The organism is Kribbella sp. NPDC055110, from assembly GCF_053607525.1.
In genome coordinates this window covers 1-14,761 of the sequence record NZ_JBSGTS010000055.1, presented here as the reverse complement: position 1 = coordinate 14,761, position 14,761 = coordinate 1, and the positions used below count along the sequence as shown (strand labels likewise).

At 68.3% G+C, this 14,761-nt stretch carries 14 protein-coding genes and 1 pseudogene; 7 read left to right on the top strand and 8 right to left on the bottom strand.

Translation table 11 applies throughout. From position 1 onward, the window contains the following. Nucleotides 1–87 precede the first annotated feature (87 nt). Nucleotides 88–816: a hypothetical protein gene (locus tag ACWF0M_RS37790; RefSeq protein WP_452240583.1), complete on the top strand. Its 729-nt coding sequence runs from the start codon at nucleotides 88–90 to the stop codon at nucleotides 814–816. Beyond that, on the top strand, nucleotides 810–1,541 hold the full coding sequence (locus ACWF0M_RS37785) for an amidohydrolase family protein (RefSeq protein WP_452240582.1): 732 nt from the start codon (nucleotides 810–812) through the stop codon (nucleotides 1,539–1,541). Before ACWF0M_RS37790 ends, ACWF0M_RS37785 begins: the two co-directional genes overlap by 7 nt. Before the next feature lie 141 nt (nucleotides 1,542–1,682). Here the strand turns inward: ACWF0M_RS37785 and ACWF0M_RS37780 are convergent, their stop codons facing one another. The 4 genes from ACWF0M_RS37780 to ACWF0M_RS37765 all read right to left on the bottom strand — a co-directional run bounded on the left by ACWF0M_RS37780 (nucleotide 1,683) and on the right by ACWF0M_RS37765 (nucleotide 4,132). Beyond that, the gene (locus tag ACWF0M_RS37780; protein ID WP_452240581.1) at nucleotides 1,683–2,210 is read right to left on the bottom strand and encodes a GNAT family N-acetyltransferase; all 528 of its coding nucleotides are present in this window, start codon (nucleotides 2,208–2,210) and stop codon (nucleotides 1,683–1,685) included. A 68-nt stretch (nucleotides 2,211–2,278) separates the two neighbouring features. Beyond that, nucleotides 2,279–2,641 carry a hypothetical protein gene (locus ACWF0M_RS37775; protein ID WP_452240580.1) on the bottom strand — a complete coding sequence of 121 codons (363 nt, stop codon included), beginning with the start codon at nucleotides 2,639–2,641 and terminating at the stop codon, nucleotides 2,279–2,281. Between the two features lie 99 nt (nucleotides 2,642–2,740). Continuing rightward, nucleotides 2,741–3,544 carry a CPBP family intramembrane glutamic endopeptidase gene (locus ACWF0M_RS37770; RefSeq protein WP_452240579.1) on the bottom strand — a complete coding sequence of 268 codons (804 nt, stop codon included), beginning with the start codon at nucleotides 3,542–3,544 and terminating at the stop codon, nucleotides 2,741–2,743. 3 nt (nucleotides 3,545–3,547) lie between these two features. After that, nucleotides 3,548–4,132: a TetR/AcrR family transcriptional regulator gene (locus ACWF0M_RS37765; protein ID WP_452240578.1), complete on the bottom strand. Its 585-nt coding sequence runs from the start codon at nucleotides 4,130–4,132 to the stop codon at nucleotides 3,548–3,550. Between the two features lie 46 nt (nucleotides 4,133–4,178). Here ACWF0M_RS37765 and ACWF0M_RS37760 point away from each other — a divergent pair, with 46 nt between their 5' ends. Continuing rightward, complete coding sequence (locus ACWF0M_RS37760; protein ID WP_452240577.1) at nucleotides 4,179–6,578, top strand: glycoside hydrolase family 3 protein; 2,400 nt, start codon at nucleotides 4,179–4,181, stop codon at nucleotides 6,576–6,578. 83 nt (nucleotides 6,579–6,661) lie between these two features. Continuing rightward, nucleotides 6,662–6,913 (top strand): ATP-binding cassette domain-containing protein, encoded by a 252-nt coding sequence (locus tag ACWF0M_RS37755; protein WP_452240584.1) that lies wholly within the window; start codon nucleotides 6,662–6,664, stop codon nucleotides 6,911–6,913. Here ACWF0M_RS37755 and ACWF0M_RS37750 read toward each other — a convergent pair. After that, nucleotides 6,872–7,918, bottom strand: coding sequence for a LacI family DNA-binding transcriptional regulator (locus tag ACWF0M_RS37750; RefSeq protein WP_452240576.1), 1,047 nt, complete (start codon nucleotides 7,916–7,918; stop codon nucleotides 6,872–6,874). The two genes, ACWF0M_RS37755 and ACWF0M_RS37750, sit on opposite strands and share 42 nt — an antisense overlap. 4 nt (nucleotides 7,919–7,922) lie before the next feature. Continuing rightward, nucleotides 7,923–10,277 (bottom strand): glycoside hydrolase family 3 N-terminal domain-containing protein, encoded by a 2,355-nt coding sequence (locus tag ACWF0M_RS37745; RefSeq protein ID WP_452240575.1) that lies wholly within the window; start codon nucleotides 10,275–10,277, stop codon nucleotides 7,923–7,925. A 265-nt stretch (nucleotides 10,278–10,542) separates the two neighbouring features. Here ACWF0M_RS37745 and ACWF0M_RS37740 point away from each other — a divergent pair, with 265 nt between their 5' ends. Genes ACWF0M_RS37740 through ACWF0M_RS37730 form a run of 3 tightly spaced genes read left to right on the top strand, consistent with a single transcriptional unit; the run spans nucleotide 10,543 to nucleotide 13,719 of the window. Beyond that, a complete protein-coding gene (locus tag ACWF0M_RS37740) occupies nucleotides 10,543–11,889 on the top strand; it encodes an extracellular solute-binding protein (protein ID WP_452240574.1) in 1,347 nt (448 codons plus the stop codon). After that, entirely contained in the window at nucleotides 11,886–12,827 is a 942-nt protein-coding gene (locus ACWF0M_RS37735) for a carbohydrate ABC transporter permease (RefSeq protein WP_452240573.1), read from the top strand. The genes ACWF0M_RS37740 and ACWF0M_RS37735 overlap by 4 nt, the downstream gene beginning before the upstream one ends. A 1-nt stretch (nucleotide 12,828) precedes the next feature. Next, nucleotides 12,829–13,719: a carbohydrate ABC transporter permease gene (locus tag ACWF0M_RS37730; RefSeq protein ID WP_452240572.1), complete on the top strand. Its 891-nt coding sequence runs from the start codon at nucleotides 12,829–12,831 to the stop codon at nucleotides 13,717–13,719. A gap of 5 nt (nucleotides 13,720–13,724) precedes the next feature. Here ACWF0M_RS37730 and ACWF0M_RS37725 read toward each other — a convergent pair whose 3' ends face one another. Next, nucleotides 13,725–14,141: an FMN-binding protein gene (locus ACWF0M_RS37725; protein ID WP_452240571.1), complete on the bottom strand. Its 417-nt coding sequence runs from the start codon at nucleotides 14,139–14,141 to the stop codon at nucleotides 13,725–13,727. 5 nt (nucleotides 14,142–14,146) lie between these two features. Beyond that, nucleotides 14,147–14,761 (bottom strand): annotated as a pseudogene (locus tag ACWF0M_RS37720) (oxidoreductase); the annotation flags it as partial.

Here is a 14,761-nt window from a genome sequence, read left to right as displayed (position 1 = left end):
AGCGACCGGAACAGACCGTCACCCCGGCTCCCGCCGAGTCCCAACAGCAAGCACCGTATCGGTGCCTGCAGCAAGGATGGTGCCCTAGTGACCGGCACCCCTGTGCTGCTCGACTGCGACATCCTGGTCGGGCACGACGTGACGACAGGGCGCTGGGGGCGGCCCGAGAGCGTCGCGAAGGTCCTCGCGGAGAGCGGTATCTCGGGCGGACTCGTGTCCGGGCTGCGGGCGGTGCACTTCGACGTACCGTCGGGGAACGACGAGGCGCGGCAGGTTGCTGATGGCAACGGGTGGACGACGTGTCCGGTCCTCGACCTGCGTGATCCGCTCGGCGCGGAGAAGGAACTCGAGCGACAGTTGGCGAGCGACGCGCCACCGCGGGCGATCCGGCTGGCGCCGACCGCGCAGAGCGTCGAGCCGACGTACCCGGCCTTCGGTCATGTCGTGCAACTGCTCGTCGACGCCGGTCTGACGATCTTCACCGAGGGCGACGTCCGCAAGGTCGGCCCGGCGCTGCGCGGCCTCGGAGCGCGCGTGGTGTTCCTGGACACGCACTTCTACTACCTCGGCGACTTCGTCGTGCTGGCCCGGTCCGAGCCCGGGTTCCACACCTCCACCCGGATGCTCACCGGACCGGACTCGCTGGAGATCGTGGCCGCGGAGGTCGGCGCCGAGCGGCTCGTGCTCGGGTGCCGGACACCGTTCCACGAAACCCGCTCGGTGATCCGCCGGCTGCTCTCGTCCAAGCTCAGCCCGGACGAGATCGCCCAGGCCGGAAGCCGCAGTCTCACGACCCTGCTGGAGCCCGCATGCTGATCGACGTACACGCCCACTGGGGACCGTGGTTCTTCTCGATGGACGTCGCGAGCATCGACACCAACATCGACGGCCTCGACAGGTTCGGCATCGACCTCCAACTGGTCTCCGCGATCGAGGCCATCGTGTACGACGCTCCGCTCGGCAACCGCTCTCTCGCCAAGCAACTCCCGGCCGACCCGCGGCTGCGCGGGATGATCGTCGTCGACCCGCGCCGTCTCGACGACGCCCGGACCGATCTCGACGAACTGCTCGCCGGGGACGGGCGGACGCGGTGGGTCGGCGCCAAGATCCACACCGAGTACAGCCGGACTCCGATGACCTCGCCCGCGATGCAGGCGGCGATCGAGCTCACGACGGAGTACGGCCTGCCCACGCTCGTGCACACGTGGGGCGACACCGTCGTCGACCTGGCCGATGTCGCCGTCCGGATCCCCGACGCCCGGGTGATCGCCGGTCACATGGGCGCCACCGGCTGGCCCCGGGTCCCGGAGGCGGCGGACCGCTGCGACCGGATCTGGTTCGAGCCGTGCTGGTCCGCGCCCGAGGCCAACCGGGTCCGCTGGATCCTGGACCGGATCGACCCCGGCCGGATGATGTTCGGCACCGACGCCACGCTCATCGACCCGTCGATCGCCCTCGGCGCCCTCGAGGCCGCCAACCTCACCCCCGACGAACACGAAGCCGTCACCCACCGCAACGCCACCGCCCTGTTCGGACTCTGACCAACCCCCGCCCAACCCCCGCCCAACGCGAGGGGATAACCCCTGGCGTTGTGGGTTCTCCCTTCTAATACCAGCAGAGAACCCACAACAAGCGGGGATATCCGCTCGCGTTGGGTGGGGGTTGGGCGTGGGTTGGGTCGGTTACAGCCCGGAGGCGGTGAAGACCAGGATGTCGTGTTCGGGGCCGCGGACCTCGGGCTCCTGCCAGCCGAGGTGGCGGTAGAACGCGATCGCGTCGTGGTTCTGGCTCCACGCGAGGAGCCACGCGCGGCGGTTGTCGCGCGTGGCGCTCTCGAGGAGGCGGCGGGCCAGGCCGGTGCCGCGGGCGTGCTGCAGTACGCCGAGTTCGTCCACCTCGTACGCGCCAATCAGCAGCTCCTCGACCTGCTCGCTACCGAGCCGGTCGAGGACGCTGCCGTACGACCGGTCGGTCCGGAACGGCGCGGGCGTCGTCCACCCGGTCAGGAACCCGCCGATCCGCCCGTCCTCCGACCGCTCGATCCACGCCCGGAACCCGTCCCGCTCCGCGTCGGCCTCCAGCCGTTTCCGGAACGCGATCCGGACCTCCTCAGGATCGCGGTGCTCGAACGGCGGCGCCGTGAACACCTCGACGTACGCCGTTGTCAGCTCGTCCGCGATCTCCAGGATGTCCCGCCCATACGTCTGCACCGCTCCAACCTAACGATGGAGCGGTCCGTCCTGCTCGGGTTGCCCCAGCCCCAGCCCCAGCCCCCGCCTCAGCCGGTCGAGGCGGCCGCCGAGTGGAGGTCCGAGGGAGCGCTGTCCGAGTCTCCCGCCGGCTGACCCGGCGCAGCGCTCGTCGCCGCCCTGGTACCGGGCGAGTCCGGCGTCGCCGCGATCGTCTCCAGCTCGGCGCGGAACTGCGGAAGCATCCAGCGCAGCGGCTGGTCCAGTACACGTGCGATGGCCCCCTCGTCGACCTTCAGCAGGCCGCCGATCCGGGCGAGCGCGTCCGGCTCGTCGGTGGCGGCGTACAGCAGATGGACGACCTCGTGCCGATGCGCGAACACGGCAAGTGCCGCGGCCGCGAGTCCGGCGTCGATCTCAGGCGGACTAGTGATTTCCCCGTTGACTGTCACGTCATGCTCAACCCGTCCGGACGCCGATCGGTTACGTGTCAGTCATCAGAGTTGACCAAATCTCAACTGCGCAATTTCAACTGCATTTTCAACTGGATTTCAGCTGGGTAGCCAGGACACCTTGCCGAGCAGGTACGTCGCCCCGATCAGAGCGGCCGTGTCGATCAGGGTGTGCGCGACGACGAGCGGCATGATCCGGCCCCAGCGCCGGTACAGGTAGGTGAAGATCACGCCCATGATCACGTTCCCCGCGAAGCCGCCGAGTCCCTGGTAGAGGTGGTACGAACCGCGCAGGAGCGAGCTGGTCGCGGTGGCCCGGCGTACCGACCAGCCAAGCTGGTCGAGCCGGTGGTTCAGGTACCCGAGCACGATGACTTCCTCGAGTACGGCGTTCTGCGCGGAGACCGCGATCAGGATCGGGATCCGCCACCAGTCGTCGGGCAGCTGTGACGGGTCGACGGTCAGGTTCACGCCGGTCGCGTGCGCACCGATGTAGAACAGCAGACCTGCTCCCCCGACGGCGGCAGCGATCGCCGTACCGCGTCCGAGGTCGCGCCACTTGTCCTGCAGATCGAACCCGATCGTCCGGAACGACTCCTTGCCGCGCGCCAGCAGGTGACCGACCAACGCGACCGGCACCAACGCGGTGACCACCGCGAAGACCTGCCACGCCAGATCCAGCCACGGCCGGCCCGGCGCCCGCGAACCGACGATCACGGCGGTCTGCCCGCTGATCGGCTTCGACGACGTCAACACACCTGTGAAGGAGATGATCGCCGCCACACCCGACGCCCCGAGCGACAACGCGAGCACCAACCAGATCTCGCGCGAAAGCACCGCCCGACTGACACCCGCCGGAGGAGCCGATACCGAGGAGGGCGGGTTGTCGGCCGGGGTCGTCATGGTTCAACTATCCCGCGCGGGACCACCCAGCAGGTCGAGCAGGTGGCTGAAGAGGTCGGCGGTGTCGGCCTGCAGCTCGTACTGCGACTGCACCTGGAGGCCATCGGAGAGCGCGATCAGCAGGGTCGCGATCGTTTCCGGGTCGGCTGACGGGTCGAGGGTGCCGGCGTCCTGCCGGGCGCGGACCGCGTCGGCGAGCGCCTCCCGGATCCCGGCGTACCGCTCCACGAAGTACTCGTGAGAGCCGTGCTCCGGGTCACCGGCCTCGGCCGAGAACGTCGAGTACAACTGCACCAGGCCCGGCACCGATCCGTTGTGCCGGACGATCGCGGTCAGGTTGTCGATCGGGTCGCCGGTCTCGAACCGGGCCATGTCCGCCTCGTCACGGGCCCGCAGAACCGCCTCGAACAGCTGCTCCTTGGAGCCGAAGTAGTGCAGCATCCCGGCCTCGCTGAGCCCGGCCGCCGCGGCCAGTTCGCGCGTCGATGTCTTCCGGTACCCGTGCCGCGCGATCACCTCCAGCGCGACCCGCAGGATCTCGGCGCGCTTGGCGACCCCCTTCGCGTACGGACCGCGAGAATTAGCCATTTTCAAAACCTAGCATCACTTGGTTTTCAGTCGTACAGTCGTCGCCATGAACTTCGACGACCTGCTCGGCCGGCTCTCCCTCGAGGAGAAGGTCCGGATCCTGACCGGCCAGGACTTCTGGTCCACCCATCCGCTGCCCGCGATCGGGCTGCGGTCGATGGTGCTGTCCGACGGCCCGAGCGGCGTCCGCGGCGCGGTCTGGGACGAGCGCGACCCGTCGCTGAACCTCCCGTCGGCCACCGCTCTCTCGTCGTCCTGGGATGTCGGTATCGCCCATCGGTACGGCGTGGTGTCGGCGCTCGAGGCGCGCCGGAAGAACGTCGACGTGGTGCTCGGCCCGACGATCAACCTGCACCGTTCCCCGCTCGGCGGCCGGCACTTCGAGGCGTTCAGCGAGGACCCGGTGCTGACCGCGGACCTGGCCGCGGCGTACGTCGCCGGCGTGCAGGAGCTCGGCGTCGGCGCCACCCCGAAGCACTACGTGGCGAATGACTTCGAGACCGACCGCTTCACCGCGAACGTCGTGGTCGACGAACGCACGCTGCGCGAGGTGTACCTGCTGGCTTTCGAGAAGGCGGTCACCGAGTCCAAGGCGTGGCTGGTGATGAGCGCCTACAACTCGATCAACGGCGCGACCGCGTCGGAGAACGACCTGCTCGAGACCCCGCTCAACACCGACTGGGGCTTCGACGGTGTGGTCGTCAGCGACTGGACCGCCGTACGCAGCGTGGAGAGCGCCAAGCACTCGCAAGACCTCGCGATGCCCGGCCCTGTCGGCGCCTGGGGCGACGCGCTCGTCGAGGCCGTCCGGTCCGGTGAGATCAAGGAGGACGCGATCGACCGCAAGGTCCGTCGCCTGCTCGCGCTCGCGGCCCGCGTCGGCGCCCTCGAGGGCTTCGAGAAGCCGGCCGACCCGCCGCGGGTCGACGGCATCGCCTTCGCCCGTACGGCGGCTGCGGAAGGCACGGTCCTGCTCCGCAACGAGGGAGCGCTCCCCTGGCATGACCTGCAGAAGGTAGCGGTCATCGGTCACAACGCCCGCGACGCCCGCACGCAGGGCGGCGGCAGCGCGACCGTGATTCCGGAGAAGGTCGTGTCGCCGCTCGACGGGCTGCGCAAGGCGCTCCCGGATGCCGAGATCACGTACTCGATCGGCGCGGTCGTCCAGGAAGGCGTCGCCGAGCTTCCGCCGGCCACGATGACCAACCCGCAGTCCGGTGAGCCGGGTGCCCGCGTGCGGTTCCTCGGCGTCGACGGGTCCGAGCTGTTCGCCGAGGACCGGTTCTCGAGCGCGCTCGTGTACCTCGGCGGCAACGCGCCGATCGGCGAGTCGGCGGTCTTCGAGTTCCGCACCACCTGGACGCCGAGCGAGTCCGGCGCGATCCAGCTCGGCTTCGCCTCGGTCGGCCACGGCCGGATCTTTGCCGACGGCAAGCTCCTCCGCGAGGACACCGCGATCCCGGTCGGCAACGACCTGGGCGCCGCGCTGCTCTCCCCGCCGTCGATCTCCACGCCGCTCGAGGTGACGGCCGGGACGCCGATCGACGTACGCGTCGAGCTCGACCTGCCCAAGATCGACGGCGGCCTGGGCAACGCGCTGAGCATCACGGTCGGTGTCGAACCGAGCAACGACGACCCGCAGGCGCTGATCGACGAGGCCGTCGCCGCCGCCCGGGCCGCCGACGTGGCGCTGGTTGTCGTCGGCACCAACTCCAAGGTCGAGTCCGAGGGCTACGACCGGACGTCGCTCGCGCTCCCGGGCCGGCAGGACGACCTGGTCCGCGCGGTCGCCGCCGCGAACCCGCGAACGGTCGTGGTCGTGAACGCGGGATCCCCGGTCCTCCTCCCCTGGCGGGACGAGGTCGCCGCGGTGCTGGCGACGTACTTCGGCGGTCAGGAATACGGAGACGCGCTTTCCGACGTTCTCCTCGGCCGTACCGAGCCGGGCGGTCGTCTCCCGACCACGTGGCCGCGTGCGCAGGAGGACGTCCCGGTCATCAACGTGACCCCGGAGGACGGCGTCGTGCGGTACGACGAGGGCATCCACATCGGGTACCGCGCCTGGCTCAAGGCGGGCACCGAGCCGGCGTACGAGTTCGGTCACGGTCTCGGGTACACCACCTGGGAGCTCTCCGACCTGCGCGCGAACGACCCGTCGTCCGTCGCGCTGACCGTGCGCAACACCGGCGACCGCGCCGGCAAGCACGTCGTTCAGGTGTACGGCGAACGTCCCGAGAGCACTGTGGACCGCCCGGTCCGCTGGCTCGCCGGTTTCGCTGTCGTACGGCTCGACGCGGGTCAGGCCCGCGAGATCACGGTCCGCCTGCACGAGCACGCCTTCGAGCACTGGGACAACGAGTGGGTCACCGAACCTGGCACGTTCACGATCCGAGCCGGCTCGTCGGTTTCGGACCTACCGCTCTCCACAGAGCTCCAGGTCCGCTAGCCGCCCGGCTGCAGGCTCCATCTTTGAGAAGCCATCAACCATGATCAGGCGCCGAGAATGGTTGGTAGCTTCTCAAAGATGTCCTGGCTGACGTCGACCTGCAGTTGAACGCCGGTGAACTGCTGGCGCTGGTCGGCGCGAACGGTTCCGGGAAGTCGACTGTCCTGCGACTGATGGTCGGCCTGTCGCAACCGTCCGCAGGAACGGTGCAACGCGACGCCCGTGTCGTCAGCTACGTGCCGGACCTGTTCACATCACACGATCGCCTCTCGGCCTCGCAAGGAATGAATAGGTCAGGACGCAGCGACCGAGGACATGCTGTGGGGGGTGGCTGAGCCTCGGATGATCAGGGTGGTTGCCAGCTCGACGTGGTGGGAGGCGACGGGCTCCCCAGCGGCGAGTTGCAGGGCGGTGCGTACGGCGACCGCGCCGATCTCGCGCAGCGGCTGCTTGACCGTGGTCAGTTGCGGAGAGGCGAGCCGCGCGACCTGGGTGTCGTCGAAGCCGACCACGCTCAGGTCGTCCGGGATGCGGAGCCCGCGGGCGCGCGCTGCCTCCATCACGCCGACCGCGACCTCGTCGCAGCCGGCGAAGATCGCCGTCGGCCGGTCGGGCAGGTCGAGCATCATGGAGCCGCCGGCGAGACCGTCGTCGTACAGGAAGTTGCTCAGCCAGACGTACTCTTTCGGCACCTCGGCGCCGACGGCGTCCATCGCGCTCCGGAACCCGCTCATCCGCGCCTGGTTGCAGGCCGACGTCGGCGGCCCGCCGATGTAGGCGATCCGCCGGTGACCGAGGTCGAGCAGATGCTGCGTCGCGGCCATGCCGCCCGCGAAGTTCGTGGACCCGACGCTCGTGACGTCAGGTTGCGGTACGTCGGCCGGGTCGATGATCACCAGCGGCAATCGCGCCCGGGACAACGCGGCGAGGTCGGCGTCAGAGAGTTCGCTGGTGATCCCGACCGCGGCCCGGCGGCCGGACGCGATCAGGTCCCGCACCCAGGGCGCCGCGCGACCCGCCGACTGCCGGCTCGGGTGCGGCGGCCGCGAGCTGAGCACGATCTCGACCCCGGCTGCCGCGCCCGCGTCGAGCACGCCCTGGATCACCTCGACCGAGTAGCTGTTCAGCACCCCTTGGTAGAAGAGTTCGACCGTCTCGTGCTCGACCGGGTCCGGGCGCCGCCCGACGTACCCGTGCTTCTCGAGGACGTCCTGGACCCGGGCGCGGGTCGCCGGTGAGACGTCGCTGCGCCCGTTCAGCACCTTGGAGACCGTGGCGACCGAGACACCGGCCGATCCGGCGACGGTGGCCAGCGTGACGCGACCCTTCAACGGCGACATCTCATCACCCTCCTCCAGGATCGTTGCTGATCGTCACCGGCGTGGTCAGGACCCGGTCGTGTCCGACCACCCTCACATCCCCGGTGATTCGCAGCATGGCACGACACGGCAGGTCCAGCGACGACGTACCCACCATCACTTCGACGTCTCCGGGCTCGACGATCCGGCGCAGATCTGGAGCTGTGTACGCCGTGCGATCGGCGTGCACGCGGAACGTGACATCGGCCGCCTGACCGGGCTCGAGCGACACCCGCGCGAACCCGGTCAGCAGCTTCAACGGGCGGGCGACCCGGGCGACGACGTCGCGCAGGTACAGCTGCACGACCTCGTCACCCGCCCGGTCGCCCGTGTTCGCCACCCGCACCGTGGCGGTGAACTCGCCGTTAGTGCCGATCTCCGGCACGCTCAACCGGAGATCGGCGATCGTGAAGTCCGTGTACGACGCCCCGTACCCGAACGGATACAGCGGCCGCGTCTCGAGCCCGCTGATGCCCGCGCTCTCGACACTCCCGAGCGCCGGCTGCAGGTACGTACCGGGCTGCCCACCCACGTGCCGCGGGATCTGCACCGGCAACTTCCCGCTCGGCACGATCCGCCCACTCAGTACGCCGGCAATCGCCGCCGCACCCTCCTGCCCCGGGATGAACGCCTGCACCAGCCCGGCGGCCCGATCCGCGAACAACCCCAGCGCATAAGGCCGCCCCGACACCACCACAACGACCACAGGTCGCCCCGTGTCGAGCAACGCTGTCAGCAGATCCCCCTGCACCCCGGGCAGCCGCAGATCCTCCGCATCACAGCCCTCCCCCGACGTCCCGTGCCCGAACAATCCAGACAGGTCACCCACGAAGGCCACGCACACATCCGCATCCTGGGCCAACGCAACAGCCTCGGCGAACCCGGAGCGATCGTCGCCGATCACCTCACAACCCTTGGCATACGAGACGTCGGACAACTCGTTGCTCAAGGCAACGAACGGCGAGACCACAGAGATCCCCAGCCCACGCTCGGGATACCGCGGCAGCACGTGATTCGGAAACGCGTAGCAGCCCATCAACGTCCGCGGATCATCAGCACAAGGACCGACCACAGCGACCTTCGCAGCACCGGACAGCGGGAGCGCGGAGCCGGCGTCCAGCAACACGACCGACTTCTCCGCCAACTCCAAGGCAATTGACCGATTGGCAGCCGAATCCAATTCCACACCGGCCTGCACCGAACCCTCGGGAGTCCAGTCCTCGTCAAGCAAGCCCAGCTCGGCCTTCTGCCGCAGTACCCGGAGGGCCGCGCGGTCGATCAGGTCCTCGGACACCTCCCCCGCCTTCACCTTGTCCAGCAGGCTCGAGTACCCGATCGTGTCCGGCAGTTCGACATCGGTCCCGGCCGTCAACGCGAGGACTCCGGCGTCCGCGTCGTCCGCCGCCACCCGGTGCATCGACGCCAGGAACGGCACCGCCCAGTAGTCCGAGACGACCGTCCCCTCGAAGCCCCAGTCGCCGCGCAGTACATCGGTGAACAGCCACGGATCCGCGCTCGCGGGCAGCCCGTCGAGGTCGGCGTACGAACTCATCACCGATCCGGCGCCGGCCGTTGCGATCGCGGTCTCGAACGTCGGCAGGATGATGTCCAGCAACTCGCGACGCCCCATCGACACCGGCCCGTGGTTGCGTCCGGCGCGCGACGCGGAGTACCCGGCGAAGTGTTTCAGTGTCGCGATGACGCCCGCGCTCTGCAGACCACGCACGTACGCCGAACCCAGGATCCCCACCAGATAAGGGTCCTCGCCCATCGTCTCCTCGACGCGGCCCCAGCGATAGTCACGGACGACGTCGAGCACCGGCGACAATCCTTGATGCACACCGACCGCCGCCATGTCGCGCCCGATCGCCGCCGCCATCCGCTCGACCAGCGACGGGTCGAACGTCGCACCCCACGCGATCGAGGCCGGGTAGACGGTCGCGCCGTACGTCGTGAAACCGGTGAGGCACTCCTCGTGGACCAGCGCCGACACACCGAGCCGCGACTCCTTCAGCACCACCTCGTGCTGCCGGACAACCTCGGCGATACCTTGCTCGACCGTCTGCGGGTAACTGCCCCAGACCCGGGTGAGATGCCCGAGCCCGTCGCGACTGGCGTCCTCCAGGGACAGCGAACCGCCGACCGAGAACACGTCCTCCAGCGGGGCGACGTTGATCGTCTCGTCCGCGGGCAACTCGTGGTCAGCCATGTCGTTACCGGCCCAGCGACTGCCGAGCTGGGCGATCTTCTCCTCGAGCGTCATCGCCGCCAGCAGCAGCCCGGCCCGCTCCGCGGCGGGCAGCGCCGGGTCGCGCCAGGGCCGGTCAGTCGAGATGGACAAGAAAATCTCCCTTGATGAACGCTCCAGTCGGTGAGCAATTATCGAAAACTTTTCGAGACTCTCCGTCGACCCGGCCGATCCACCGCAGGTCGCTGAATCCCTGTACCGACAGGCGATTGCGTGACCTCACTGTGACCCCAAAGTGTCGGTAGTTCAAGTCTTGACAGCAGTATCTCCGAAATCTATGTTTCGAAAACAAGTCATATCGGCAGGTGCTTCCGCAACCTGCGGGGCAGCATGGAGTACGGAGATCACAGTGGATCCCATGACGACATCTCGGCGTACCTTCCTCGGCCTGGTCGGCGGTGGCGCACTGGCGGCCGGCCTCGCGGCCTGCGGCAGCTCCGGCCCGAGCAGCACGCCCGGTTCCACCACCGGAGCGGCGGCCGGCAGCGGCACGACGTACTGGTTCCTCACCGGTCAGCCGCAGCAGGCGATCCGCGAGGCGCAGGTCAAGCGGTTCAACGACGCGAACGCGAACACGAAGATCAAGACCACCGAGTTCCAGAACGACGCGTTCAAGGCCAAGATCAAGACCGCCATCGGCGCCGGCCAGGGACCGACGCTGATCTGGGGCTGGGGCGGCGGCGGCCTGAAGTCCTACGTCGAAGCCGGCCAGGTCGAGGACCTGACCGACTGGTTCAACCAGCAGACCGACCTGAAGAACTCGATCTTCCCGTCCGCCTTCACGGCGGCGACCGTCAACGGCAAGCTCTACGCCGTGCCGGGAGAGACCGTCACGCCGATCGTGCTGTTCTACGACAAGCGGTCGTTCGAGAAGATCGGCGCCGAGCCCCCGAAGTCGTGGCAGGACATCATGGCGCTGGTGCCCAAGTTCAACGAGAAGGGCATCGCGCCGTTCTCGCTCGGCGGGCAGTCGCGCTGGACCAACATGATGTGGCTGGAGTTCCTGTTCGACCGGATCGGCGGCGCCGAGGTCTTCCAGAACATCTTCGACGGCAAGAAGGACGGCTGGTCCGACCCGTCCGCGCTGAAGGCGCTCGAGGAGATGCAGAACCTGATCAAGGCGAACGGCTTCGTCAAGGGCTTCTCCTCGATCACCGCCGACTCCAACGCCGACCAGGCGCTGCTCTACACCGGCAAGGCCGCCATGATGCTGCACGGCGCCTGGACCTACGGGAACATGAAGACGGCTGGTGGCGACTTCGTGACCGGTGGGCACATGGGCTACATGAACTTCCCGCCGTACGACGGCGGCAAGGGCGACCCGAGCGACACCGTCGGCAACCCGGGTCAGTACATGTCGATCTCCTCCAAGGCCAGTGCCGCCGACAAGGACACCGCGAAGAAGTTCATCGCGAACAACACCCTCGACGACGCCACGGTGGAGGCCTGGGTGAAGTCCGGGAACATCCCGGTCGTGAAGAGCGCGAAGGACAAGCTCGCGTCGATCACCGACAAGAACGACTCCGCGTGGCTGAACTTCGTCTACGACACCGCGGCGAACGCGAAGAACTTCGCGCAGTCCTGGGACCAGGCGCTCAGTCCGACCCAGGCCGAGACCCTGCTGGACAACATCGCCAAGCTCTTCCAGCTGTCGATCTCGCCGCAGCAGTTCGCCACGAACATGAACGCGGTGATCGGCCAGTGAGTGTGACCGCCCCGCCCACTGCACCGGCGACCGGCCGCACAGTCTCGTCCGGCGCCGGATCGTCCGGGGTCGGGCGGAGCGGTCCGGTCGCCTGGATGGTGCTGCCCGCGCTCGTCCTGTTCATCGTGTTCGGGGTCGTCCCACTGGTCGGCGTACTCGTGCTGAGCTTCACCCAGTGGGACGGCCTCGGCGCGATCCACAACGCGGGCCTGTCGAACTGGAAGTCGGTGCTGTCCGACTCCCAGTTGCCGCACAGCATCCTGGTGACCTTCGAGATCATGATCCTGTCGTGGCTGGTGCAGACGCCGATGAGCCTGCTGCTCGGCACGTTCCTCGCCGGGCGGCAGCGGTACCGCGCGTTCCTCGCCGTCCTGTACTTCATCCCTCTGCTGCTCTCCTCGGCCGCGATCGCGATCACCTACAAGGCCCTGCTCGACCCGAACTTCGGCCTCGGACCGGGCCTGCACCTCGGCTTCCTCACCCAGGACTGGCTCGGCAAGAGCAACCTCGCGCTCGGCGTGGTGATCTTCATCGTGTCCTGGCAGTTCATCCCGTTCCATTCGCTGATCTACCAAGGTGGCGTGCGAGCGATCCCGACCACGATGTACGAGGCGGCCTCGATCGACGGCGCCGGCCGGATCCGACAGTTCTTCAGCATCACCGTGCCGCAGCTGAAGTACACGATCATCACGTCGTCCACCTTGATGGTGGTCGGCTCGCTGACGTTCTTCGACCTGATCTTCGTCCTGACCGCGGGCGGTCCCGGCGACGCCACGCGTGTCCTCGCCCTCGACATGTACAAGCGGGGCTTCATGTCCAACCAGATGGGCCCGGCCAGCGTGATCGCTGCACTCATCGTGCTGCTCGGCCTGGCGCTCGCACTCCTGTTGCGCCGACTGGGTGGCAGTACGACCGCGAGCCAGCAGGAAGGTGCGTGACATGGCTGTGGCTACCAGCAGCTCGGGTACGGCGACCCGCCCAGCGGCGAGCCCTTCGTTCCGCGTGCGCAAACTGCTCCAGCTGAACTGGTTCGGCGGACTGGCCGGCTGGATCTGGCTGGCGATCGTGCTCGTCCCGCTGTACTGGATCGTCGTCACCAGCTTCAAGGACCAGAGCGCGTACTTCACCCAGAACCCGTTCGCACTGCCGTCCGCGCCGACGACCAACAACTACAAGCTGGTCATCGAGTCCGACTTCCCGCGGTACTTCCTGAACAGCGTGATCGTCACCGTGGGCACGATCATCCCGGCCGTCGGGATCTCGTTCATGGCGGCGTACGCGATCATCCGTGGCGCCGGCAGCAAGTTCCTTGCCGGAGTCAACGGTCTGTTCCTGATGGGGCTGGCGATCCCGTTGCAGGCCACGATCATCCCGGTGTACCTGCTGATCATCCGGATGCACCTCTACGACAGTCTGCTGGCACTCATCCTGCCGTCGATCGCGTTCTCGATCCCGCTGTCCGTGCTGGTGCTGGCGAACTTCATCCGCGACGTACCGAAGGAACTGTTCGAGTCGATGCGCGTGGACGGCGCCACCGAATGGGGCATGATGCGCAAGCTCGCACTGCCGCTCACCCGGCCGGCGCTCGTGACGGTCAGCATCTACAACGGGCTGGGCGTGTGGAACGGGTTCCTGCTGCCGCTGATCCTGACCCAGAGCCCCGACAAGCGCACCCTGCCGCTGGCACTGTGGACGTTCCAGGGCCAGTACAGCGTGAACGTCCCCGCAGTCCTCGCCTCGGTCGTCCTCACCACCCTCCCCATCGTCATCCTGTACGCCGTAAGCCGCCGCCAACTCCTCAGCGGCCTAACCGCCGGCTTCAGCCGCTGACCGCTTCACTTGATGTGGTCCAGGGCGCTCTGCAGGGACCCGATGTAGCCGTCGCTGGTGACGGTCGCGCCGCTGACCGTGTCGATCTGCGCGTTCTGCGCCTTGATGGTCTCGTCGATCAGGATCGGCAGTGCGTAGTCGTTGATCTCGGCGTCGCGGTGGTTCCCGTTCGGGTACTGCAGAACGTTGACCGCGGTGATCTTGCCGGCCTGCACGGTGAGCTGGACCTGCACGGGACCCCACTGCGTCTGCGCGACGTCCCCGGTAACGGTCGAGGATCCTGAGGACGCAGACGGAGTGGCGGACGGAGTCGTCGAGGGCGGTGCGGTGGCGGCGTCCGGTCCTGAGGTCGAGGTGTGGTAGCCGAACATCAGGACGACCGCCGAGACGGTACCGAGGAGCCAGAGGACGATGCGTTTCACGGCGGTCACCACTTGAAGGTCTCGAGATGGAGCCGCTCGGTCGGCAGACCGGCGGCGGTGAGGGTGGACCTGACCAGCTCGGTCCACGGCTCGGGTCCGCACAGGTAGACGTCGCGTTCGGCGATGTCCGGAATCCAGTGCAGGAGGGCTTGTACGTCGTCGTACTCCCGGACGCCGGCACCGAACCACGAGTCCGTACGCCGCCGTGGTCCGGGCAGCGTCAGCAGCGACAGACCGCGGTCGCGCCACAACGTCTGCAACTCGTCCTGGAACAGCGGCTGGTCCGTGTACCGGTGCACCAGCACCGCGTCGCCCGGCTCGTAATCGAGTCCCTCGGCGAGTGCCCGCAGCGGCGTGATGCCGACGCCCGCGCCGATGAGCGCGAGCTTGCGCCCGGTGCGGGCTCGCGAACTCATCCGCCCGAACGGGCCTTCGACAAGGACACGCGTCCCGGGCTGCAGCGAGCCGACGGCCGCGCTGCCGTCACCCGCGTCCTGCACGGTGATCCGCAGACCGCGCCCGTCCGGGGCGGCTGACAGCGAGTACGGATTCGCCCGGGTCCAGCCCGGCCGCCCCAGGAAGCGCCACGAGAAGAACTGCCCGGCCTCGGCGCGCAGACG